The organism is Acidovorax sp. LjRoot204, from assembly GCF_056175785.1.
The window spans coordinates 1-22,820 of record NZ_JBGFFF010000041.1 but is presented as its reverse complement, the minus strand read 5'-3'; the positions used below and the strand labels follow the sequence as shown (position 1 = coordinate 22,820).

Here is a 22,820-nt window from a genome sequence, read left to right as displayed (position 1 = left end):
TTCATGGGGACCATCGTTTTTTCTTGCGGAATGCTTGTCGAGCCGCTATTTCGAAATCTGCACGGGTGTGATCGGCATGATCTGGCAAACCTCTCGCTTCGCAATTGACTTGGTCCGTCCCCAGGTCATGGGCATCGTCAACGTCACTCCTGATTCTTTCTCCGATGGTGGGCGCCATGGCTCCACGGCTGCTGCGCTACGGCATTGCGAACAGCTGTTGAAAGAGGGCGCAGATATTTTGGATATCGGTGGTGAGTCCACCCGCCCGGGCAGCCCTGCTGTGCCGCTGGATGAGGAGCTGTCTCGCGTCGTTCCCTTGGTGCGTGAGGCTGTGGCGCTGGGTGTCCCGATTTCAGTGGACACCTACAAGCCGGAGGTCATGCGCGCTGTGCTGGATCTGGGGGCTGACATCGTCAACGATATCTGGGCCCTGCGGCAGCCAGGAGCTGCGGCAGCGGTGGCTGCGCACCCGCAGTGTGGTGTGTGCCTGATGCATATGCACCGCGACCCGCAGACCATGCAGCAGGCGCCTATGGGGGGGGATGTGGTCCCCCAGGTGCTATCATTTTTGCAGCTACWGGCGCATAATCTACTAGCGCTTGGGGTCGAAAAGGCTCGTATCCTGCTGGATGCGGGCATTGGTTTCGGCAAAACGGTGGAACAGAACTTTGCGTTGCTGGCACGACAGTCCGAGCTATTGACAGCTGGCTACCCGCTGCTGGCGGGATGGTCGCGCAAGTCATCGCTGGGCACGATCACCGGGCTGGAGGTGAGCCAACGCATGGTCCCCAGCGTGGCCGCCGCCTTGCTCGCGGTGGAGCGGGGCGCGTCGGTAGTGCGTGTGCACGATGTACGCGAGACGGTGGCGGCACTGGCAGTGTGGTCTGCGATGCAGCGATCTGGCTGAGGGGCCAGTGATTCGAGAGCAGGTAGTGGGGCGCCAGGTCCTCGCCTTTGACAACAACATACTGAGATCCGTACGAGGAGACGCCAGAACATGACACGCCAATACTTTGGAACCGACGGCATCCGCGGCACTGTGGGGCAGCCGCCCATCACACCGGATTTTGTGCTGCGCCTTGCCCATGCAGTGGGTCGCGTGTTACGCCGCACGGAAGAGCGGCCCACAGTGTTGATCGGCAAGGACACCCGCATCTCTGGCTACATGCTTGAAAGCGCGCTGGAGTCTGGCTTCAACTCGGCAGGGGTGGATGTGGTGCTGCTGGGGCCGTTGCCCACGCCAGGCGTGGCTTACCTGACCCGCGCCCAGCGCGCCAGTCTGGGCGTGGTCATCAGCGCCAGCCATAACGCCTACCCTGACAACGGCATCAAGTTCTTCAGCGCGCAAGGCACCAAGCTGTCGGACGCCTGGGAGCTGGCGGTGGAAGCCGCACTGGCCGAACCACCCGTCTGGGTCGATTCGGCCAGCCTGGGCAAGGCCCGGCGCCTGGATGATGCGGCCGGGCGCTACATCGAGTTTTGCAAGAGCACGTTTCCCCAGGACTTGACGCTCAAGGGCCTGAAGATTGTGGTGGACGCTGCCCACGGAGCTGCCTATCAGGTGGCGCCCAAGGTATTCCACGAGCTGGGTGCGGAAGTGCTGTCGATTGGCTGCGCACCCGATGGCCTCAACATCAACCACGAGGTTGGTGCGACACACCCCGACGCATTGGTGCGCGCTGTGCGCGCGAACCGTGCCGACTATGGCATTGCCCTGGATGGGGATGCAGACCGGCTGCAGATTGTGGACGCCACTGGGCGGCTGTACAACGGTGACGAGCTGCTGTACCTGATGGCCGCAGACCGCATGGGCCGTGACGAGCACGTACCTGGCGTGGTGGGCACGCTGATGACCAACATGGCGGTAGAGGTGGCGCTACTGGCCAAGGGAGTGAAGTTTGTACGCGCCAAGGTCGGTGACCGGTACGTACTGGAAGAACTGGCGCGCCACCACTGGGTGTTGGGCGGGGAGGGGTCCGGGCATCTGCTGGCCCTGGACCGACACACCACCGGCGACGGTTTGGTCAGTGCCCTGCAGGTGCTGCAGGCTTGTGTGCGCAGTGGCCGCACGCTGGCGCAGATGCTGGCAGGCATCACGCTCTACCCACAGGTCTTGCTCAACGTCCGACTGGCGCCAGGGCAGGACTGGAAGGCCAACCATTTATTGGCAGAGGCCACGCAGGCGGTGGAGCAGCAGTTGGGCTCCGCGGGCCGCGTACTGATCCGCGCCAGTGGCACCGAGCCTCTGCTGCGTGTGATGGTGGAGGCGCGCGACGCGCAGTTGGCCAGCTCTTGCGCTCAGCGCCTGGCCGACGCAGCCCGCGCGGGTTGAGGTCTTGGTCTATCGGCGGAGCGCAGAGCAGCGTCCGTCGCGCTGGAAGGGGTCTTGAGGCCGCTCAGAGTGCTGGTGTGTGTTGCCGCATGAAGCGTTCCAGCTGCTCCGCGGGCAGTGGCGTGCTGAAGTGGTAGCCCTGCGCTTCGTCGCAACCTTGTTCGTGCAAAAAGGCCAGTTGCCCCTCGGTTTCCACACCTTCGGCGGTAGTACGCATGCCCAGCGCCTGCGCCATGCGGATGATGGCGCTGACGATGGCGCGGTCGTTGCTGTCGTTGCCCAGGTCGCGCACAAAGGATTGATCGATCTTGAGCTTGAAGATCTGGAACCGCTTGAGCTGGCTGAGTGACGAATAGCCCGTGCCGAAGTCGTCCATTGACATCCGCACTCCACGCGCATGCAACTGGTCCATGGTGGCCACCGCCGCATGGGGGTCGTCCACTGCCACCCCCTCCGTCAGTTCCAGTTCCAGCGAATCGGGGGGCAGGTCAAACTCCGCGAGCACCCGGCTCACCAGCTCTGGCAGCTGTGGCTGGCGAAATTGAATGGCTGACAGGTTCACTGCCATTGTGAGTTCGGGAAACCCGCAGCTGCGCCATGCCTTGAGCTGGGCCAGCGCTGTGCGCAGCACCCACTCGCCGATCTGCAGAATCTGGCCGCTGTCTTCGGCGATGGGGATGAACTCTCCCGGAGAAATCGCACCGAGCTGGGGGTGTTGCCAGCGCAGCAGGGCTTCCACACTGCGCACAGTACCCGTGGCCAGGTTCATCTGTGGCTGGTAGTGCAGGTGGAACTGTTCGCGCTCCAGCGCACGGCGCAATGCGTTTTCGAGCTGCAGGGCCCGTACCGACTGGGCCTGCATTTCGGGGGTAAAGAAGCGAAAGGTGTTGCGTCCRTCCAGCTTGGCGCGGTACATGGCCACGTCTGCCGACTGGGTCAAAGTATCGAAATCGTGTCCGTCCTGGGGGAACAGCGCAATGCCCATCGACGGGGCCATGGTCAGCTCGTGGTGATCGATCTGGTACGGCTGACGGGATGCCTCCTGCAACTTGCTGGCGACCCTGGCTGCACCCCGCGCGTCGGCGCCTGGCAGAAGCAGGATGAACTCATCCCCTCCCAGGCGCGACACCGTGTCCTTGTCGCGCACCACCGCACGCAGGCGCTTGGCAATTTCGACCAGCAGCACATCGCCCACCCGGTGGCCCAGAGAGTCGTTCACATGCTTGAAGTGATCCAGGTCCAGGAAGATGACGGCCAGCGGCGTCTGGTTCTCCTGCGCCACCCGAATGGCCTGCTGCGCACGTTCTGCCAGCAGGGCCCGGTTGGGCAGACCGGTCAACGCATCGTAGTGGGCCAACCAGTAAATGCGCTCCTGGTCGGCCTTGCGGTCATTGATTTCACGGTGCAGGTTTTCCACTGTCTCGCGCAGCTCGCGCGTGCGGTCTTGCACCTGCCGCTCCAGCTCCTCATGGGCCTGGGCCAGCACCGCCTGCGCGCGTTTGCGGTCGGTGATGTCCATGGTGATCCAGATGGTCCCCTGGGCAGGGTCGGCGGGATCGATGCATTTGCTGCGTACTTCGCAAATCACAGGGGTGCCGTCCTTGCGGCATAGCTCCACCTCGCCCTCGTACGACTGTCCGGCCACCAGCGAGGGGTAGCAGCGGTCGCCCACTTCTTGCCAGGCAGCATCGCTGGCGTACCAGCGACGCGACGAGCTGCCCATGAGTTCGCCCGGCTCGAAGCCCAGCATCTGCTCAAAATGGTGGTTGCAGCGGGTCAGATGCCGGTCTCGCAGAAAGACGATGCCGACCATCGCGCTGTCAAACAGCAACTGCTTTTCCCGCACAGCGGCATTCAGCGCGGCGTGGGCACGCTTTTGCTCATCGATGTCGTCCACGATCCAGATCGAGCCTTCTCCGGTGTCGTGCGGATTGATCAGGCGCCCCGTGAGGCTGCCCCAGAACAGTGTGCCGTCCTGACGACGCAACTGGCGTTCAATCCGGAATGACTGCCCCTGGGCCAGCGCGGGATAAGCCGTGCGCCCGAGGTCCCGGAATGCATCCCGGTCTGGATAGAAGGCTTCGGTGTTGAGCCCTACCAAGTGGGCGGGGCTGGCATACCCAAAGATTTCGGCATACCGCTGGTTGCATCGCACCACGCTGCGCTGGCGCAGGAACACGATACCCACTCCCGCGCTGTCCAGGAGGGTTTGTTGTTCACGCAAGGTGCGTTGCAGGGGGGTGTCAGGGGGCACTCCGGCGCGCTGCGAGGGCGGAGTGCTGAACAGCGAATACATAAGACCAGAACAGGCGGCAGGGCCAGATGGCCTCAGAAAATTGTGCCAAAGTGTAGCAGCGGCAGCTTACAAGCCGTTTGAGGGTATGCGTCAGGTACAGCGCTGCAGGTTCTGCCGTACGGCTGATGCAAGTGCAGTCGCCAAGAGCTCTGGCGCGAGAGGGTGCAGAGACACGTTGCCCGGCTTTTTTTAGCGTCCCAAGTGTTCCCGCAGATAGGCCTCAAAGGCATCGGCTGCCAGGGGGCGACTGAACAGGTAACCCTGGCCTTCGTCGCAGCCCTGCGCGCGCAGAAACTCCAGCTGGCCATCGGTCTCCACCCCCTCGGCGGTCGTCTGCATGCCCAAGGCCTGCGCCATGCGGATGATGGCGCTGACAATGGCCCGGTCATTGGCGTCGTCGTCCAGGTCGCGCACAAACGACTGGTCGATCTTGAGCTTGTAGATCTGGAAGCGCTTGAGGTAGCTCAACGACGAATATCCCGTGCCAAAGTCATCCATCGACAGCCGGACGCCCCGGTCATGCAATTGGTCCATCATGGCCAGTGCAGCAGCGGGGTCGTCTACCGCAGCCCCCTCGGTCAGCTCCAGCTCCAGCCGACGCGCAGGCAGTCCGGCTTGTTGCAGGCAGCGTGTCACCATCTCGGGCAACTGGGGGTGGCGGAACTGCACCGCCGACAGATTGACTGACACAGCCCGCAGTGGCAATTGAAGGTCCAGCCAGCGCTTGGCGTCATGCACGGCAGTGTTCAGCACCCACTCACCAATTGCGACGATCATGCCGCTGCTTTCTGCCACAGGGATGAACTCTGCCGGGGACACCATGCCCAGCTCGGGGTGGCTCCAGCGCAGCAGCGCCTCGGCACCGACCACTTGGCGCGTGGTGAGTGACACCTGGGGTTGGTAGTGCAGCTCGAACTGGTTGCGTTCCAGTGCCCGGCGCAGTGCGTTTTCGATCTGCAAGGCTCGGGCGGTCCGTGCCTCCAGGTCGGCGGTGAAAAAGCCAAAGCGGTTGCGCCCGCTTTGCTTGGCACGGTACATGGCGGCATCAGCGCGCTGGTACAGGGTGTCGAACGACTCTCCGTCCGCCGGATACATGGCAATGCCTACGGACAGGGTGGTGGTGAGTTCGTAAGGCTCCACCTGAAACGGCTGCGCCACGGCCATCAGCAAACGGTTGGCTACGTCGGCCGCCTGCAGGGCCGAGGCAGCGGGTAGCAGCAGCAAAAATTCATCCCCTCCCAGGCGCGATACGGTGTCCTGTGCGCCCAGCAGCGACTCCAGCCGTCGCGCTACTGCCACCAGCAGGATGTCGCCAATGCGGTGCCCCAGCGAGTCGTTGACGTTCTTGAAGTGGTCCAGGTCCAGGAACAGCAAGGCCAGCGTTCCGCCCCGCGCTTGCTCTTGTTCGATGTGGCGTTGGGCGCGCTCTGCCAGGAGCGCACGGTTGGGCAGGTCAGTGAGGGGGTCGAAATGCGCGAGGCGCTGGATGCGGTCCTGAGCCTCGCGTTGCAGGGTGATGTCGCGGAACAGCGTGATGGAGTGGGTGGTGCTGCCATTGCCATCGCGCACGCGGCTGACGGACAGCCACTGGGGGTAGGTCGATCCGTCCTTGCGGCGGCCCCAGGCTTCGCCTTCCCAGTGCCCTTCTTTGGTGAGATGGGTGTATACCAGGTCGGCGTCGAAGTCTCGGGTGGACTCTGCCACCGTGAGCAGGCGCATCGACTGACCTACGGCCTCCGCTTCGGAGTAGCCGGTGATGCGGCTGAATGCCCGGTTGATGCGCACGATGGTCTGGGCCGCATCGRCAATCACGATGGCCTCGCCGCTCTGGTCAAACACCTGGGCCGTCAACTGCAGTTGTTCTTGCGACCGCTTGCGTTCTGAAATGTCGCGGGACAGCACGATGAACCTGGGTTTTCCTCCCGCTGATCCTGCCTTGCGGGCCGCAGAAAGCTCGAACCAGGTGGGCCCCAGGCCAGGCAGGTCCAGCATGATCTGGCGTCCAGTGGACCATCCCTGGGATTGCGCTTCATTGAGCACATCCATCACCGTCAGTGCAGCCAGGGCGGGTAACACCTCGGTGACATTGCGGCCGATCAATTGCTCAGCAGGGCCCATGAGCAACTCGGCACGAGGACTGTGCACGCTGCAATAGCGGCCGTCCTGGTCGATTTCAAACAACGGATCGGGAATTGCATCGATGGTGGCGCGCAGCTGCTGCTGTGTGGCCTGGATCTCGGAGGTCCGCTGGGCCACCTGTGTCGCCAGACCGCGCTCGTGCACCTTCAATTCGACCAGCAAGCGCGCCRGGTAGCCCATCAGCAACGCAAACAGCAAGCCCAAGGCACAGCGCAGAGCCAGCACACCTGGCGCGCCCCATCCCTTGGCGGGTGTCAGGCTGAGCGTCCACTGGCCATTGGGCAGGGTCAGGGACCGGCCAACAGCGTCACCGGTGGGCGGAGGGTCAGACGTCGCGATGGTCTGCTCCTGGTTGTTATCCGGGCGGACACGCCACAATCGATAGTGAAAACCCCGTTCCTTGAGCTGGGGCAACCGGGCGGTGGCCAGCACCTCGGGCAGACGGATGGTGACGTAAGTAAAACCCCAGAAGCTCCGGCGCCCCAGGTCATCTTCCAGGTACACCGGTTGGCGCCCCACGACGCCCAGGCCGCCCTGGACCAGCTCCATGGGCCCCGCCAGCGTCAACACGCCGGACTCGCGGGCACGCGCGGACTCCGCCCCTTGGCGGGGGTCGTTGAGCTGGTCAAAACCAATCGAATTTTCGTTGCCTGCACGGGGAACAACCTGCTGCACTACCCCTCCCGGGGACAGGCCCATGGCCGCGATGCCCGGGTAGAAAGGCAGCATCTGCACGCCGATTTCTTCGAACTGGGGAACGTTCCCGTGGCCCTGGCGCACCAGCGCCACCAGGGTGTTGTTGGCCGACAGTGCCAACTCGATGGCGCGCTGCAGGGCCTGGACATGATCGCCCGCCACATCGGCGGCTTGGGTGCGCTGCTGCGCACGTTCCTGGCGTTCCAGCGTCCAGATCAAAGCACCAGCGCAGGCTGCTGCCAGCACAAACACAGCCACAAAGGCTGCGATGGGGCTGCGTGTGGGGGGCAGGGCGGGGGACGGCACGGCGGAGTTCCTCAGTCAATTATGCAGGCCCTTGGTGAGGGCCCGTGCCAATGGAAAGCGCGCATTGTCATGGCGTTGACACGCCGAAGACATGGGCATGTCATGCGCGGCTTTCACACTCCCGGCCAGGAAAGCGGATTCCCGCTCTGTTTGGAAATTCCAGCTGTGCCCGTTCTTACCGAAGGAGACGTTGTCCATGAACGACCTGCCCACTTTGATGCAGTTGTCCACATCGCCGGAGGCTACAGGTGCCGGTATTGTTCAGCCTTCTGGTGTTGTGCCGGGCGCTGTGCATGCCATCCCGGCGCGTGGTGCTATCGAGGTGACTTGGGCCAGGCATCTGGATGAGGTCCGTGAGGCACAACGCTTGCGGTTTGAAGTGTTCGCGGCAGAGATGGGCGCTCGATTGACGACCCCCATTCCTGGCCACGACGTGGACCTGTTTGACGACTATTGCGAGCACCTTCTGGTGCGCGACGCTCCGAGCCAGCAAGTCATTGGGACTTACCGGGTGCTGACGCCCGCGCAGGCCAAGCGGGTGGGCGGAACTTACAGCGATACCGAATTCGACTTGACGCGCTTGCGCACGCTGCGCCCGCGCATGGTGGAGCTGGGCCGCAGCTGTGTGCATCCCGACCACCGCCACGGCGGCGTGATCATGGCGCTGTGGAGCGCGCTGGCGGACTTCATGGTGCGCAACGAACTCGACACGATGATCGGCTGTGCCAGCATTCCCATGCTTCACAATGGCGTGGTCAGTGGCGACGCGGCGGCCAGCATCTGGCAGCAAGTGCGAAAGACCCATCTGGCACCCATCGAATACCACGTGCTGCCGCGCCTTCCGTTGCCCGTGGAGCATCTGGACGGATCCATTGCCGTGGACCCACCGGCCCTAATCAAAGGCTATCTGCGACTGGGCGCCCGTGTACTGGGTGCACCGGCGTGGGATCCGGACTTCAATACCGCCGACCTGCCCATGCTGATGCGGCTGGCCGACCTGCATCCCCGCTACCGCAAGCATTTTCTGGGGGCCTGACCGGTGCGTGCCGCGTTCGACGCCCTGGGCCCTTGGTTGAACGAGTCCCAGGTGCCGCAGGATGCAGAGCCCGAGGCCCTTGCGGCGTTTGCCGGTCAACGCCGGTTCCGTGCGGTGTTCATTTCGGATTTGCACCTCGGCACGCCTGGGTGTCAGGCTGAAGCGCTTCTGGATTTTCTGAAGCACCATCCCAGCGACCATCTGTACCTGGTGGGAGACATCGTGGATGGGTGGCAGTTGCGCCGCCGTTGGTTCTGGCCACAGGCGCACAACGATGTGGTGCAAAAGCTGTTGCGCCGCGCGCGCAAGGGGTGTCGCGTGGTGTTTGTTCCTGGTAACCACGACGAATTTGCCCGAGCCTTTGTGGGGCATTCTTTTGGCGGTATCGAGGTGGTGTCCGATGCTGTGCACACCACTGCAGATGGGCGCAGCCTGTGGGTCACGCATGGTGACCACTTTGATGGTGTGATCCAGTGTGCCAAATGGCTCGCCTACGTGGGTGACAACCTCTATGAATTCACGCTCAAGCTGAACCGCCATCTCAACATCCTTCGGGCGCGGATGGGGCTTCCGTATTGGTCTTTGTCAGCTTACCTGAAAGGCAAGGTAAAAAAGGCGCTCAACTACGTCACCGATTTTGAAATGGCGGTGGCCGCAGAGGCCCGTCGCCGCGGGCATGACGGAGTGGTCTGCGGACATATCCACCGCGCGGAGATGCGCGAGATTGGTGGCACCTTGTATTGCAACGATGGCGACTGGGTGGAGAGCCACACAGCACTCGTCGAGCACCTTGATGGTCGGCTGGAGCTGTTGCAATGGCCCGCTGTGCCTGCCGCCAATCTGTCCAGACAGACCACACGGGTGTCCGCATGAAGATTGCGCTGCTAACTGATGCATGGCTGCCACAGGTCAATGGCGTGGTGACCACTTTGGTCGAGTTGGTGCGAGAGCTGGAAGATGCCGGGCACGACGTGCAGGTGCTGCATCCTGGTCAGTTTTCTACCCGTCCTTGTCCCGGTTACGCTGGCATTGATCTGGCGGTGCGACCCTACAAGTTACTCACCCAGAAGTTGGACGCCCTGCAGCCCGATGCCATTCATCTGGCGACCGAGGGGCCTTTGGGCTGGGCGGGGCGTCGTTACTGTCTCAAGCGTGGCCTGGCGTTCACCACAGCCTTTCACACAAGGTTTCCCGAGATTCTTCAGGCAGCCTTGCGCATACCACTGGGTTGGGGTTATGCGCTTTTCAGGCATTTTCATCGCCCTTCGTCGGGGGTGATGGTTCCTACGCAGGGTGTCTTGCAAATGCTGCAGCAGCGGGGCTTTCGCCAACTGCGGTTGTGGACGCACGGTGTGGAAACCCAGGCGTTTCGCTTTCATGGCGAGGTCTGTCAGAGTCCGCTCACTGGCGTTCTGGCGCATCCTGTGGCGCTGTATGTGGGGCGCATTTCGTATGAAAAGAACATCGATGCCTTTTTGCAGATGGACATGCCGGGCACCAAGGTGGTGTGTGGTGTAGGCCCGCTCGAGGCGCGGCTGAAAGCCAAGTACCCGCAGGTACGCTGGCTTGGCATTCTGGACCGGGAGGCGCTGGCACAGGTCTACGCCTCGGCCGATGTCTTTGTGTTTCCGAGCCGCTCCGAAACCTTTGGGCTGGTCATGCTGGAGGCAATGGCTTGCGGCACGCCGGTCGCTGCCTTTCCTGAAGACGGTCCACGGGAGGTCCTGGGTGCTGGGGACGGCAGGGTACCGATGGGCGGCGTGTTGCACGCGAGCCTTCTGGCGGCCACGCAACAGGCCTTGTCCATACCGAGGTCCGAAGCACGAAGCCGGGCGCTGGAGTTCACCTGGGCACATTCGGCCAGGCTGTTTCAACAGTACCTGGTGCCAGCCCGCTCCAGCTCGCAAGGAGTTTTCGTGTCTGTCACAAAGTCTGTCACGCAGTTGTCATCTGGGCGTTAAATACTGCAGCGATTCCGCAATTGCTGTACGCGCGTATCCATGCTGCCCCTGCCTCCTGTTGATTCCATCCCTTTGCAGCGCGAGCACCCCGATGCTGTCGGGGACTCCTCGCACGCCGTGTCACATGACAACGATTTTGCGGGCGTGGGGGCTGTCACGGGCGTTGCCCCCCACATGTTTCTGGACCGCGACCACAGCATCCTGGCATTTAACGAACGCGTGTTCGACTGGGCGGTTCGCACAGATGTCCCGCTGCTGGAGCGGCTGCGCTACCTGTGCATCGTGTCATCCAACCTCGACGAGTTTTTCGAAGTACGTGCTGCAGCGCACATCACGGCGGCCAAGAAGGGCGAGACCAAGGGGCTCTACACCGCTGCGTCGTTCGAGGCCCTGTCCGCTCAGGTACACGACCTGGTAGAGCGGCAATACGCGCTGTACAACGAAGCACTGGTTCCCGCATTTGCAAAGCATGGGATACGTATCGTGGCGCATGGTGACCGCTCCGCAGAGCAGAGGCGGTGGGTGCACGAGTATTTTGCGCGCGAGGTCCGTCCCTTATTGATTCCGGTGGGACTCGATCCGGCCCACCCGTTTCCGCAGGTGGCTAATAAGTCGTTGAACTTCATAGTGCGTCTCAAGGGGCATGATGCCTTCGGCCGCGAGAACGAAATCGCCATCGTCAAGGTGCCGCGTGCACTGCCCCGCCTGATCCGCATGCCAAAGAAGGTTGCGTCCGACGGGGCGTTGTTCGTCAGCTTGTCCAGCATCGTGCGTGCCCATTTGGAAGACCTCTTTCCTGGCCGCGAAGTGACGGAGTTTTCCCAGTTTCGTGTCACACGCCACTCCGATCTGGCACTGGACGAAGAGGATGTTCGTAACCTGCGCACCGCCTTGCGGCAGGGCCTGCAGCACCGTCATTACGGACAGGCTGTGCGCCTGGAAGTCTCTGCGGGTTGCTCTCGCTTCCTGTCCGACTTCTTGTTGCAGCAATTTGATCTGCCCAACGCGGCCTTGTACCGTGTACATGGTCCTGTGAACTTGGTGCGCCTGAATCAGCTGGTGGACTTGGTGAACGATCCCGCGTTGCTGTTCCCGCCATGGAGTTCCGCTTGGCCACGTCAGCTCCAGCCAGGGGTGTCCATCATGGGCCAGCTGCGCGAGCGCGACGTGTTGATCCACCAGCCGTTTGAGAGCTTTGATGGTTTGCTTGCGTTCCTGCGGGAGGGTGTGAACGACCCGGACGTGCTGGTCATCAAACAGACCATTTACCGCACGGGCGCCGACTCCGAACTCATGGACCTGCTCAGCGAGGCGGTACGCCGAGGCAAGGAGGTGATGGCGGTGGTGGAGCTGAAAGCACGCTTTGACGAGGAGGCCAACATCAATTGGGCAGAGGCGCTGGAGTCGATTGGGGCGCAGGTGGTCTATGGCGTCGTGGGCCTCAAGACCCACGCGAAGATGCTGCTCGTCACACGCCGTGAAGGGCGGCAGTTACGCCGTTACGGCCATCTCTCCACTGGCAACTACAACGTGCGTACGGCCAAGCTGTACACCGACCTGAGTTACCTTACGGCAGATGAAGAAACCACTGCCGATATGGACGGTGTTTTCAATCACCTGGCCAGCCAGAATCGGCCTCCCAAGCTGCGCAAGCTCATGCTGGCACCGTTCCATTTGCATCGCCGCATGATCGAAAAAATCGAGCGCGTGGGACTGGCTGCCAGCCGCGGGGAAGACGCACGGATCGTTGCCAAGATGAATGCCCTGACCGACGAGGGATTGATGCGGGCGTTGATCCTCGCTGGGCAGCGCGGTGCACGCATCGATCTGATTGTGCGCGGGGCCTGCATGCTGGCTCCGCAGGTGCCGGGAGTGACGGACAACATCCGGGTGCGCTCGGTGATTGGTCGGTTCCTGGAGCACACGCGTGTTTTCTATTTCCGCGCGGGGGGCGAAGAAGACCTCTATCTGTCGAGTGCCGATTGGATGAACCGCAACATGATGCGCCGCGTCGAGCTGGCGTGGCCAGTGACTGACCCCAAGCTGCGCCAGCAGATCATTGATGAATGTTTGGTGGCCTACCTGTGTGATGACCGCGATGCCTGGACGTTGAATGCCGCAGGCGTCTACGACCGCGCTGTGCACCCGGTGGACGGTAGTGGTGCCCAAAACGCGTTGATGGTGCGCTATGGGCCACGGCCTGCTCTGGGTCGCGAGGAGCCAGGGGTCGCATGATGGATTTGATCCTTTGGCGTCATGCCGAGGCGGAAGAGGCAGAAGACGGTAGCGATGATCTTGCACGCCCGCTCACGGCCCGGGGCGAGAAGCAGGCGGCGCGCATGGCGGCCTGGCTTGATCGTCAACTGCCGGAAGGCCTGAGGGTGGTGGCAAGTCCAGCGCGGCGGACTGAGCAAACTGCCCACGCTTTGGGCCGCAAATTCAAGATGCGCGCCGAGTTGTTGCCTGGCGGTACACCACAGGATTTGCTAGAGCTCGTGCAATGGCCGCGTGCCAAGGGCGCTGTTCTGGTGGTGGGGCATCAGCCCATACTGGGCCAGACCGTTGCTCAGTTGTTGCAACTACAGGCCCCCGAGTGCCCTGTGCGCAAGGGCTCCGTGTGGTGGTTGCGCCAGCGCCAGCGCTGGGACCACAGCCAGACCGTGCTCATGGCCGTGCAGTCACCGGAGTTTCTTTAGCTTACCCGGCGATGTCCGAGGGCCCGAAGCCGTGCCCCTGGACACGCCGTGTCTCGTGACAGGTTTACTTGCGTCCCGCTTTGCCGTTGGTCTTGGTCGTTGCCTTTGCAGTGACAGATGGCGCGGCTTCAGCTGTGTCGGCCTTTGGGCGACCGGTCTTGATGGAAGGCACAGCTTGCAAAGCGCTGCGCAACGCGCTGTCTGACAGACCTGCCAGCACCTTGAGCCCTGCGCGCAACAGCTCGCTTTTCTTGACGGGGTGGGCCAGTGCTGTGGCACGGTCTTTCAGGGTGTCGAGCACCGCGTACTCGTCTTTGGGGATGGTGAAGCTGTCACGGACCAGCTTGGGCTTTTTGCCCTTGGACTCGGTGGCCTTGGTGGGTTTCACTGCGGAAGCTGCCTTGGTCGCGGTGGCTGGCTTGGAGGCTGGCGCCTTTTCTGGCACGGACTTTTTTGCGGGCTTTGCAGCCTTGGATGCCTTTGGAGCCTTGGGTGCCGTTTCCGGCTTGGTTGGCTTGGCTGCCTTGGCGGGCTGGGCAGCGGGCGCGGCGGGGGTGACGACGGGGCTGGGGGTTGTGGTGGCAGTGGTCATGACAGAAGATTGAGAAACGGTATAAACAGTTTATACCGTTTGTTGTTTACCCTCAAGGCATGTCCACAGCCAGCTCCCAGGGGGTTTTTTGCCAGGCTTGAACTTCTTCGCGCAGAAGGTGGGCCGACTGGGGGTATGCGATGGCCCATCCAGGGCGCGCGCTGACCTGAAATTGCTGTCCGTCCGCCTGCAATGACAGCCCTTTGGTATCGGGCTCCCGGCGTGCGTGGCACAGGGTCACGGCCAAGCGCAAGCACAGCAGCTGCAGCACAAAAATCGGATCGTCCAGTTCTACCCCCAGCTTGCGCACCTTGCCCCGCTGCCCCTGCACCAGCACTCCCAGGCGGTGCAGTTCTGGCACCGCAAAACCAGCGGCATCAGTGTTGTCGAGAATGTAGGCGCCGTGTCGGTGGTAGTCGCTGTGGGAAATGCGGCAGCCAATCTCATGCAGGCGGGCGGCCCAATCCAGCTTGCGGCTGGCACGTTCGCTCCCGGGTGGGGCAGCCTGGTCAAACAGTGCGCAGGCGGTGCGCGCCACGCGATCTGCATGCTCCATGTCCACGCCAAACCGCTGCATCAGCCCTTGGACGGTGGTGGTGCGAAGGTCGGTGCCGGGTTGCTCCCGATCCAGAAGGTCATACAAGGCGCCCTGGCGTAGTGCTCCTTGCGCCACCTGCATCTCATGGATGTCCAGCAGGTCAAACACGGCGCGCAGCACGCTGATGCCCCCCCCGATGACTGCACGGCGCTCTTCCTTGAGTCCGTCCAGGCGCAGCCGGTCGGCACTCTGGGCACGGAGCAAACGCTCCCGCAGCCAGTTCAGCCCATCGCGGGTGATCAGACCCTGCGAACCTCCTGCGGCGGACAGAATGTCCCCCACGGCGCCCGCCGTGCCAGACGACCCATAGGCAACATCCCATGCATCGGGGCGAAAAGTCTCCAGCGCCTCATCGAGTACCGCCTTGGCAGCAATCTCCGCCGCCAGGAAGGCCTGGGCAGAGAACTCTCCTTTGGCAAAGTACCGTTGTGACCAAGCGACGCTGCCAACCCGGAAGGAGGCCACCGCGTGGGGCGTGAACTGCTCGCCGAGGATCAATTCGGTGGACCGACCTCCGATATCCACCACCAGGCGGCGCTCGTCCGACTGAGGCAGCAATCGGGCTACGCCCTGGTAAATCAACCGAGCTTCTTCCGGGCCAGACACCACGTCGATAGGGTATCCCAGCACCTCACTGCCGCGTGACAGGAATTCTTCGCGATTGCGCGCTTCACGCAGTGTTTGAGTGGCCACTGCACGGACCTGCGCGCGGGGAAAGCCCGCCAGGCGCTCGCCAAAGCGCGCCAGACAAGCCCAGCCGCGCTCCATGGCGTCGCGGGTCAGGTTCCGATCTTCATCCAGCCCGTTGCCTTGGCGCACGGTTTCCTTGAGGTATTCCACCCGCTGGACGTGTCCGAACTCATAGCGCCCGATTTCCAGGCGAAAACTGTTGGAGCCGAGATCGACTGCGGCGAGGCGTGTGCCGTTCTGCATGTGTGTTTGGTGGGAGCTGCGTGCGGCATCGTACCGCGATGCGCGTGGCCTGATCCGAAGCGCGGGCCGCCATCCGCTGGGTGGGCAAGTGACCGGGAGATGGCGGGAGTGTGACGAGGTTGTGTGACGCATTCATGACGCCAGCGATGCCGCGTCATGAGGGGTGTTGCAATGGTCTGAGGTTGGTCTTTTGTGTCACTGAATTGTCACGATAGGCCTCTAGAGTTCGCTCTGTTCCTGTTAACCCCTGCCGAAAGGTACCTCATGAAACGCGTATTTCTCAAAACCGTCGCAGTAACTCTGGCCGCCCTGGCAGTGGGCAATGCCTTTGCGGCAGACATCACCGGCGCCGGCGCTACGTTCCCCTTCCCGATGTATGCCAAGTGGGCTGAAGCCTACAAGAAGGAAACCGGCGTGGGTCTGAACTACCAGTCCATCGGTTCCTCGGGTGGTATTCGCCAGATCCGCGCCAAGACCGTGGCTTTTGGGGCTACCGATGCCCCTCTGTCGGGCGCTGAACTGGAAAAAGACGGCATGGTGCAGTTTCCTGCCATCATCGGTGGCACCGTGCCTGTGGTGAATCTGGACGGTTTCAAGCCAGGCGAACTGCGCGTGACCGGCACCGTCCTGGCCGAAATGTATCTGGGCAAGATCACCAAGTGGAACGATGCCAAGCTGGCAGCCCTGAACCCCGGCAAGACGCTACCCGACCAGAACATCACCATCGTGCACCGCGCGGATGGCTCTGGCACCACATTCAACTGGACCGACTACCTGAGCTCTGTCAGCAAGGAATGGGCTGATACGGTGGGCAAGGGTGCTGCAGTGAAGTGGCCTGCTCAGTCTTCGGTGGGAGGCAAGGGCAATGAAGGTGTTGCAGCCAACGTGACCCGTGTGAAGGGTGCCCTGGGCTACGTGGAGTACGCCTACGTCAAGAAGAACAACATGACGTTCCTGCAACTGCAGAACGCTGATGGCAAGTATGTGGCGCCCGACGATGCCACCTTTGCAGCGGCTGCTGCGAGCGCTGACTGGTTCAGCGTGCCTGGCATGGGTATTTCGATGGTGAACGCCAAGGGTGCCAACAGCTGGCCCGTGAGCACGGCATCCTTCATCCTCATGTACGCCGACCCCGCAGACAAGGCCCAGTCAGCCGAAGTCCTGAAATTCTTTGACTGGGCCTTCAAGAACGGCAAGACCATGGCTGCTGACCTGGACTACGTGCCGCTGCCTGACGCTCTGACGGCGCAGATCCGTTCCAAGGTCTGGTCGCAAATCAAGAAGTAAGCGGTTTGCCCCAGAATAGTGCCCATCGGCCGGCTGGTCTGACCGATGGGCGCTGGTTTGTGGGGTCTCCAGAAGCCAGATGGGAGTCAACATGAGCGTGGGAACCACTATGAGTTCGCAACCCGTGTCCGTCAAGATGACGGACGCCCCCACACCGTCCATGGTGTCGATTGCCAAGCGGCAGCGCCTGCAGGACATCGTTTTCCATCGGCTGACCCAGAGCCTGTCGCTGCTGGTGCTGGTGGCGCTGCTGGGCATCATCGTTTCGCTGTTCATCTACGCGTGGCCAGCTTTCCACAAGTTCGGCATCCAGTTCATCTGGCGCGCTGAGTGGGACATCATCAATGAAGAATTTGGTGCGGCGATTGCCATCGTCGGCACCCTGGCCAGCGCAGGCATTGCGCTGCTGATCGCCGTTCCGCTGGCGTTCGGCATTGCGCTGTTCCTGACCGAAACCTGCCCTGTTTGGCTGCGCCGCCCGCTCGGCACGGCGGTGGAATTGCTGGCGRCCGTCCCGTCCATCATCTACGGCATGTTCGGCCTGTTCGTGTTTGCGCCATTGTTTGCAGACCATTTCCAGGTACCCGTGCAAAAGCTGCTCGGCTCCATGCCGCTGATCGGCTTCCTGTTTGGCGGCAGTACCAACGGCTTTGGCATCCTGGCCGCGGGCATCGTGCTGGCCTTCATGGTGTTGCCTTTTGTGGCTGCCGTGATGCGCGATGTGTTCGAGATTGTTCCCCCCATCCTGCGCGAGTCCGCCTATGGCCTGGGCTGCACGACCTGGGAGGTGGTGCGTCGCGTGGTGCTGCCCTACACGCAGAAGGGCGTGATTGGCGGCGTGATGCTGGGCCTGGGTCGGGCCTTGGGCGAGACCATGGCGGTCACTTTCGTGATCGGCAACGCCAACCGCATGCCCACCTCGCTGTTCTCGCCCGGGACGTCCATCGCATCCACGTTGGCCAATGAGTTTGGCGAGGCGGCGGACTTTCATTTGTCCACGCTGTTTGCCCTGGGCTTCCTGCTGTTTGTGATCACGTTTGTGGTGCTGTCGGCCGCCAAGATCATGCTGCTGCGCGCCGAGAAGGTCAAGGGCCTGTAAGCCCTGCAGCCCGCTCCCGACCCTCTTCAGAGACGAGCTCCATGGAATTCAATCAACAACTCTACAAAAAGCGCCAGCGTTCCAACGCCATTGGCCTGACCCTGTCACTGGGCGCCATGGCACTGGGCCTGTTCGTGCTGCTCTGGATCCTGAGCGTGCTCCTGTCCAACGGTTTTGCCGCTTTGGACTGGAACATGTTCACTCAGTCCACCCCAGCGCCCGGCTCCGACGGCGGTGGCCTGGCCAACGCCATCGTGGGCAGCCTGCTGATGGTGGGCTTCACCGTGCTGGTGTCCACGCCCATCGGCGTGCTGGCGGGGGTGTACCTGGCCGAATACGGGGACCAGAGCAAGACCGCCGAACTGACCCGCTTTGTGACGGACATCATGCTGTCGGCCCCTTCCATCGTGCTGGGCCTGTTCGTATATGCCATTGCGGTCGCTACCGTGGGCAACTTCTCGGGCTGGGCGGGCAGCCTGGCGCTCTCGCTCATCGCCGTGCCGGTGGTGGTGCGCACCACCGAGAACATGCTGCGCCTGGTGCCCGGCAGCCTGCGCGAAGCAGCCTTTGCCCTCGGTGCACCTCGCTGGAAGGTCTCGACCATGGTCACCCTGCGTGCTGCTCGCAGCGGCGTGATGACTGGCCTGCTGCTGGCTGTGGCCCGCATCAGTGGCGAGACCGCGCCCCTGCTGTTCACCGCGCTCAACAACCAGTTCTTCAGCACCAACATGAATGCGCCCATGGCCAACCTGCCGGTCGTGATCTTCCAGTTTGCGCTGAGCCCCTACGAGAACTGGGTTCGCCTGGCCTGGGGCGGTGCGCTGCTCATCACGCTGTCGGTGCTGATCCTCAACGTCGTGGCGCGGGTGTTCCTGCGCGAAAAGAACCGCGTGTGATTTCGTTGGCTGATGCTGCCAACGCCATCGACAAGACTGCCTCCATTTTCAGGAATTGACAATGAACGCCACTGCTACCGCCACTGCCAGCAAGAACGCGCTGGAGCTGCGTAACCTGAGCTTTTTCTACGGCAAGTTCCAGGGCCTGCGCAACGTGAGCCTGGACATCGCCGAGCACAAGGTCACTGCCTTCATCGGCCCCTCTGGCTGTGGCAAGTCCACGCTGCTGCGCACGCTCAACCGCATGTACAGCCTGTATCCCGGCCAGCGCGCCGAGGGCTCCATCAGCTTCTACGGCCAGGACATCCTGGACCCCAAGCAGGACATCAACCTGCTGCGCGCCCGCATCGGCATGGTGTTCCAGAAGCCCACGCCGTTCCCCATGTCCATCTACGACAACATCGCGTTTGGCGTGAAGCTTTACGAGACGCTGAGCAAGAGCGAGATGGACGACCGCGTGGAGTGGGCACTGTCCAAGGCCGCTCTGTGGACCGAGGTGAAGGACAAGCTGCACCAGAGCGGCCTGTCGCTCTCCGGCGGCCAGCAGCAGCGCCTGTGCATTGCGCGCAGCGTGGCGGTGAAGCCTTCGGTGCTGTTGCTCGACGAGCCCACCTCGGCGCTGGACCCGTTGTCCACCGCCAAGATCGAAGAGCTGATCGACGAGCTCAAGCACGATTACACCATCGCCATCGTGACSCACAACATGCAGCAGGCYGCMCGCTGCAGCGACTWCACCGCCTACATGTACCTGGGCGASMTGATCGAGTTCGGYGCGACSGARCAGATSTTCTTCAAGCCSSAGCGCAARGARACCGARGACTACATYACCGGCCGTTTCGGCTAAGGAGACAGCAGATGCCCGATAAACATCTTTCGTCCCAGTTCGACAGCGAACTCAACAGCGTCTCTGCCCGCGTCATGGAAATGGGCGGCTTGGTGGAGTCGCAGATTCGCCAGGCGGTGTACGCGCTGTCGCAATTCAGCTTGGAGGCCGTGGAGACGGTGGCTTCGATGGAGACCCGCATCAATGCGATGGAGGTCGAGATCGACCAGGAGCTGTCCTCCATCATCGCCCGCCGCCAGCCCACCGCGCGTGACCTGCGCCTGCTGCTGGCCTTCTCCAAGGCCACGGCCAATCTGGAACGCATGGGCGACGAAGCCAACAAGATGGCGCGCATGGTGCGCTCCATCATCGAAGGCGGCGCCCCGCGCTCGTTGCCATCGAGCGACCTGCGGGTGGCGGCCGAGCTGGCCTCGGGCCAGCTGCGCAAGACGCTGGATGCGTTTGCACGGCTGGACGTGAAGGCGGCGGTCGCCATCCTCAAGGAGGACGACCTCATCGACAAGGAGTTCGACGGCTTCGTGCGCAAGCTSRTCACCTACATGATGGAAGACCCSCGCACSATCTCGSCCAGCCTSGACYTGCTGTTCCTCGCCAAGGCCATCGAGCGCATYGGCGACCATTCCAAGAACGTGGCCGAGCTCATCATCTATCTGGTCAAGGGCAAGGACGTGCGCCACACAGCCCTCGACGAGATCGAGTCGGCAGTGCTGTAAGTACGGGGCGCTGAAATCACCATGAGAAAGCTTCCCCGTGTCCTCATCGTGGAGGACGAACCCGCGATTGCCGAACTGATTGCAGTCAACCTGCGCCACAACGGYTTCSAGCCSWTCTGGKCGGAAGACGGCGACAGCGCGCAGCGCGAGCTGGATGCCGTCCTGCCCGATGTGATCCTGCTCGACTGGATGCTGCCGGGGCAGAGCGGTCTGTCGCTGGCGCGCAAGTGGCGTGCAGACAGCCGCACCAAGCCCATCCCCATCCTCATGCTCACCGCACGTGGGGATGAGCCGGACAAGGTGGCCGGSCTGGAYGCSGGYGCCGACGACTACATCACCAAGCCCYTTTCCACGCAGGAGCTGCTGGCCCGCATCCGCGCGGTGCTGCGCCGCCGCGCACCCGAGCAGGTGAGTGACAGCGTGAGCATTGGCGAGCTGGTGCTGGACGCCGCGACCTACCGGGTCACCTTCCAGGGGCAGCCCCTGAAGGTCGGGCCCACGGAGTTCAAGCTGCTGCATTTCTTGATGAAGCACGCCGAGCGTGTGCACAGCCGCTCACAGCTGCTCGACAAGGTGTGGGGCGACCATGTCTTCATCGAGGAGCGCACGGTGGACGTGCATGTCAAGCGCCTGCGCGAGGCCCTGGGTGCAGCCTCCGTGATGGTGGAAACGGTGCGCGGCGCGGGCTACCGGCTCACTGCACAACCGCAGGTGCCGCTGTCGGCCTGATGAGGCAGGCGGGCTCCCGCCTGTGAGTGATGCGACGCGCTCGATGGCTGCTGTGCAGCGGGCCACTGCGGTCGGCGTGCATCGGTGGTGGCGATGGATGGATGTGATGGATCAATGGGCGCGCGTGTCGCGCCCCTGGTGTTTCTGAGAAGGCTTTGCAATCCGCATGCTGTGGCGTATTTCGTTTTTCCTGCTGTGGCAGTTGGCGGGTGGTGGCCTGGGGTGGTGGCAAGGCGGGCCCTGGGGCGCCGCACTGGGGGCCGCCATTGCTGCCTGGGCGTGGTTCGTGTGGGACCTACTGCGGGGCGTGCGGGTGCTGCGCTGGTTGCGCACGGGCGATCTGGGATCGGTGCCGTCGATGCGTGGCATCTGGGGCGAGGCGGCGGACCGTGCGCGGCGTCTGCTGCGCAAGCAGGAGGCGCAGATACGAGACAGCCAGGACCGTTTGCAGGAGATCCTGGCCGCCCTGCAGGCCTCCCCCAACGGCGTGGTGCTGCTGGACGCGCAGGGCCGCATCGAATGGTGCAACCAGATGGCAGCCAACCAGTTTGGCTTTGACGCGCAGCGCGACGTCATGCAGTCCATCGGCAATCTGCTGCGCAACCCTGAATTCACGGCTTATTTTGCTGCCAAGGATTTCACCAGCGATGTGGTGCTGGAGGGGCGCCTGAGTACGCCGTCGCGGCCCGTACGCATCTCGGTGCACCTGCACCCCTACGGCGACGGCCGCACGCTGCTGCTGTCGCGCGACGTGACGGCGCTGGAGCAGGCCGATGCGATGCGGCGCGACTTTGTGGCCAATGTGTCGCACGAAATCCGCACACCGCTCACGGTGCTCACCGGTTTTGTTGAAACCTTGCAGACCCTGCCGCTGAGCGCCGACGAGCGCTCGCGCTACCTGGGCATGATGGCGCAGCAGGCGCAGCGTATGCAAAGTGTGGTGCAGGACCTGCTCACGCTGTCGCGGCTGGAGGGCAGCCCGCTGCCCGGCATGGCCGAATGGACACCTGTTCAGTCGCTGATGCAGCGCTGCGAGGAAGAGGGCCGCGCCCTGTCGACGCTGCTCACACAGAACCAGCAGCGTCCCCATACGATGCGCTTTCCGGCGGCCGATCTGCTGCGGGCCGAAGGCGAGATTGCTGGTGTGCCTGCCGAACTGCAAAGTGCCTTGTCCAACCTCGTCAACAACGCGGTGCGCTACACACCCGGCGGTGGTTCCATCGAGGTGCAGTGGCTGCGCAAGGAGGATGGCAGTGCCGTGTTCTCCGTGTATGACACCGGCCCCGGCATTGCGCCCGAGCACATCCCGCGCCTGACAGAGCGCTTTTACCGGGTGGACCGCAGCCGTTCGCGCGAGACCGGGGGCACCGGCCTGGGCCTGGCCATCGTCAAGCATGTGCTGCAGCGCCATGGCGCCACGCTGGACATCGCGAGCACGCTGGGCAAGGGCTCGGTGTTTTCGATCACTTTCCCGGCCAACCGTTTGCGGGGGTTTTCCTTGCCGGGTTGATGGCTCGCCAGAGCATGGCGACGAACAGCATTGCGGTGACTGCAAGTGCCGCAGCGCTGGCCGCCCAGAAGGGAGTGGGCGAAGCCACACCCGACCAAGGCCCGATGCCTCCATAAGCCAGCCAATAGCCGCCCGCCAAGCCAGCCCCCCACAGCAG

Annotated in this window: 19 protein-coding genes; 14 read left to right on the top strand and 5 right to left on the bottom strand. The window is 62.9% G+C overall.

Annotated features, from left to right (window positions below; translation table 11 throughout):
* The first annotated feature begins 76 nt into the window (after positions 1-76).
* Both folP and glmM read left to right on the top strand, forming a co-directional pair.
* Positions 77-907 (top strand): dihydropteroate synthase, encoded by an 831-nt coding sequence (gene folP / locus AC04MI_RS09970; RefSeq protein ID WP_476497717.1) that lies wholly within the window; start codon positions 77-79, stop codon positions 905-907.
* A gap of 90 nt (positions 908-997) precedes the next feature.
* Positions 998-2,332: a phosphoglucosamine mutase gene (glmM, locus tag AC04MI_RS09965; protein WP_436078509.1), complete on the top strand. Its 1,335-nt coding sequence runs from the start codon at positions 998-1,000 to the stop codon at positions 2,330-2,332.
* 64 nt (positions 2,333-2,396) lie between these two features.
* On the opposite strand, the gene AC04MI_RS09960 is transcribed toward glmM, so the two are convergent.
* The 3 genes from AC04MI_RS09960 to AC04MI_RS09950 all read right to left on the bottom strand — a co-directional run bounded on the left by AC04MI_RS09960 (position 2,397) and on the right by AC04MI_RS09950 (position 7,967).
* Positions 2,397-4,628, bottom strand: coding sequence for a sensor domain-containing protein (locus tag AC04MI_RS09960; protein WP_056743598.1), 2,232 nt, complete (start codon positions 4,626-4,628; stop codon positions 2,397-2,399).
* Positions 4,629-4,817: 189 nt separating this feature from the next.
* Positions 4,818-7,769 (bottom strand): bifunctional diguanylate cyclase/phosphodiesterase, encoded by a 2,952-nt coding sequence (locus AC04MI_RS09955; protein WP_476497716.1) that lies wholly within the window; start codon positions 7,767-7,769, stop codon positions 4,818-4,820.
* Positions 7,770-7,784: 15 nt separating this feature from the next.
* The gene (locus AC04MI_RS09950) at positions 7,785-7,967 is read right to left on the bottom strand and encodes a hypothetical protein (protein WP_395455316.1); all 183 of its coding nucleotides are present in this window, start codon (positions 7,965-7,967) and stop codon (positions 7,785-7,787) included.
* Between AC04MI_RS09950 and AC04MI_RS09945 the strand changes: the two genes are divergently transcribed.
* The 5 genes from AC04MI_RS09945 (at position 7,966) to sixA (ending at position 13,462) form a co-directional block, all read left to right on the top strand.
* A complete protein-coding gene (locus AC04MI_RS09945; protein ID WP_395455314.1) occupies positions 7,966-8,805 on the top strand; it encodes a GNAT family N-acetyltransferase in 840 nt (279 codons plus the stop codon). The genes AC04MI_RS09950 and AC04MI_RS09945 overlap by 2 nt on opposite strands.
* A gap of 3 nt (positions 8,806-8,808) precedes the next feature.
* The gene (locus AC04MI_RS09940) at positions 8,809-9,678 is read left to right on the top strand and encodes a UDP-2,3-diacylglucosamine diphosphatase (protein WP_121943254.1); all 870 of its coding nucleotides are present in this window, start codon (positions 8,809-8,811) and stop codon (positions 9,676-9,678) included.
* Positions 9,675-10,766, top strand: a complete 1,092-nt coding sequence (locus AC04MI_RS09935) for a glycosyltransferase family 4 protein (RefSeq protein WP_436078511.1) — start codon at positions 9,675-9,677, stop codon at positions 10,764-10,766. Before AC04MI_RS09940 ends, AC04MI_RS09935 begins: the two co-directional genes overlap by 4 nt.
* 174 nt (positions 10,767-10,940) lie before the next feature.
* Positions 10,941-13,001: a polyphosphate kinase 1 gene (ppk1, locus tag AC04MI_RS09930; protein ID WP_476497721.1), complete on the top strand. Its 2,061-nt coding sequence runs from the start codon at positions 10,941-10,943 to the stop codon at positions 12,999-13,001.
* The gene (gene sixA, locus AC04MI_RS09925; RefSeq protein WP_436078513.1) at positions 12,998-13,462 is read left to right on the top strand and encodes a phosphohistidine phosphatase SixA; all 465 of its coding nucleotides are present in this window, start codon (positions 12,998-13,000) and stop codon (positions 13,460-13,462) included. The genes ppk1 and sixA overlap by 4 nt, the downstream gene beginning before the upstream one ends.
* 64 nt (positions 13,463-13,526) lie before the next feature.
* Here sixA and AC04MI_RS09920 read toward each other — a convergent pair whose 3' ends face one another.
* Together AC04MI_RS09920 and AC04MI_RS09915 are read right to left on the bottom strand one after the other, a co-directional pair.
* Positions 13,527-14,054, bottom strand: a complete 528-nt coding sequence (locus AC04MI_RS09920; protein WP_436078514.1) for a hypothetical protein — start codon at positions 14,052-14,054, stop codon at positions 13,527-13,529.
* Between the two features lie 52 nt (positions 14,055-14,106).
* Positions 14,107-15,585 (bottom strand): Ppx/GppA phosphatase family protein, encoded by a 1,479-nt coding sequence (locus AC04MI_RS09915; protein ID WP_436078515.1) that lies wholly within the window; start codon positions 15,583-15,585, stop codon positions 14,107-14,109.
* A gap of 264 nt (positions 15,586-15,849) precedes the next feature.
* Here AC04MI_RS09915 and pstS point away from each other — a divergent pair, with 264 nt between their 5' ends.
* The 7 genes from pstS (at position 15,850) to phoR (ending at position 22,663) form a co-directional block, all read left to right on the top strand.
* Positions 15,850-16,872 (top strand): phosphate ABC transporter substrate-binding protein PstS, encoded by a 1,023-nt coding sequence (pstS, locus tag AC04MI_RS09910; RefSeq protein ID WP_108499680.1) that lies wholly within the window; start codon positions 15,850-15,852, stop codon positions 16,870-16,872.
* A gap of 109 nt (positions 16,873-16,981) precedes the next feature.
* Positions 16,982-17,971, top strand: a complete 990-nt coding sequence (pstC, locus tag AC04MI_RS09905) for a phosphate ABC transporter permease subunit PstC (protein ID WP_476497715.1) — start codon at positions 16,982-16,984, stop codon at positions 17,969-17,971.
* Between the two features lie 41 nt (positions 17,972-18,012).
* Positions 18,013-18,867: a phosphate ABC transporter permease PstA gene (gene pstA / locus AC04MI_RS09900; RefSeq protein ID WP_056067253.1), complete on the top strand. Its 855-nt coding sequence runs from the start codon at positions 18,013-18,015 to the stop codon at positions 18,865-18,867.
* A 61-nt stretch (positions 18,868-18,928) separates the two neighbouring features.
* Entirely contained in the window at positions 18,929-19,711 is a 783-nt protein-coding gene (pstB, locus tag AC04MI_RS09895) for a phosphate ABC transporter ATP-binding protein PstB (RefSeq protein WP_476497714.1), read from the top strand.
* Between the two features lie 11 nt (positions 19,712-19,722).
* Positions 19,723-20,424: a phosphate signaling complex protein PhoU gene (gene phoU, locus AC04MI_RS09890; RefSeq protein WP_476497713.1), complete on the top strand. Its 702-nt coding sequence runs from the start codon at positions 19,723-19,725 to the stop codon at positions 20,422-20,424.
* 21 nt (positions 20,425-20,445) lie between these two features.
* Complete coding sequence (phoB, locus tag AC04MI_RS09885; protein ID WP_476497712.1) at positions 20,446-21,153, top strand: phosphate regulon transcriptional regulator PhoB; 708 nt, start codon at positions 20,446-20,448, stop codon at positions 21,151-21,153.
* Between the two features lie 166 nt (positions 21,154-21,319).
* On the top strand, positions 21,320-22,663 hold the full coding sequence (gene phoR / locus AC04MI_RS09880) for a phosphate regulon sensor histidine kinase PhoR (RefSeq protein ID WP_436078517.1): 1,344 nt from the start codon (positions 21,320-21,322) through the stop codon (positions 22,661-22,663).
* The last annotated feature ends 157 nt before the right edge of the window (positions 22,664-22,820 follow it).

Bases quoted from the DNA above. Each gene is read 5' to 3' on its own strand.
- AC04MI_RS09945 (WP_395455314.1), top strand. From the start codon at position 7,966: ATGAACGACCTGCCCACTTTGATGCAGTTGTCCACATCGCCGGAGGCT.
- AC04MI_RS09915 (WP_436078515.1), bottom strand. From the start codon at position 15,585: ATGCAGAACGGCACACGCCTCGCCGCAGTCGATCTCGGCTCCAACAGT.
- phoR (WP_436078517.1), top strand. From the start codon at position 21,320: ATGCTGTGGCGTATTTCGTTTTTCCTGCTGTGGCAGTTGGCGGGTGGT.
- pstA (WP_056067253.1), top strand. From the start codon at position 18,013: ATGGAATTCAATCAACAACTCTACAAAAAGCGCCAGCGTTCCAACGCC.
- pstS (WP_108499680.1), top strand. From the start codon at position 15,850: ATGAAACGCGTATTTCTCAAAACCGTCGCAGTAACTCTGGCCGCCCTG.
- ppk1 (WP_476497721.1), top strand. From the start codon at position 10,941: ATGTTTCTGGACCGCGACCACAGCATCCTGGCATTTAACGAACGCGTG.
- AC04MI_RS09935 (WP_436078511.1), top strand. From the start codon at position 9,675: ATGAAGATTGCGCTGCTAACTGATGCATGGCTGCCACAGGTCAATGGC.
- AC04MI_RS09920 (WP_436078514.1), bottom strand. From the start codon at position 14,054: ATGACCACTGCCACCACAACCCCCAGCCCCGTCGTCACCCCCGCCGCG.
- sixA (WP_436078513.1), top strand. From the start codon at position 12,998: ATGATGGATTTGATCCTTTGGCGTCATGCCGAGGCGGAAGAGGCAGAA.
- glmM (WP_436078509.1), top strand. From the start codon at position 998: ATGACACGCCAATACTTTGGAACCGACGGCATCCGCGGCACTGTGGGG.
- AC04MI_RS09950 (WP_395455316.1), bottom strand. From the start codon at position 7,967: ATGGACAACGTCTCCTTCGGTAAGAACGGGCACAGCTGGAATTTCCAA.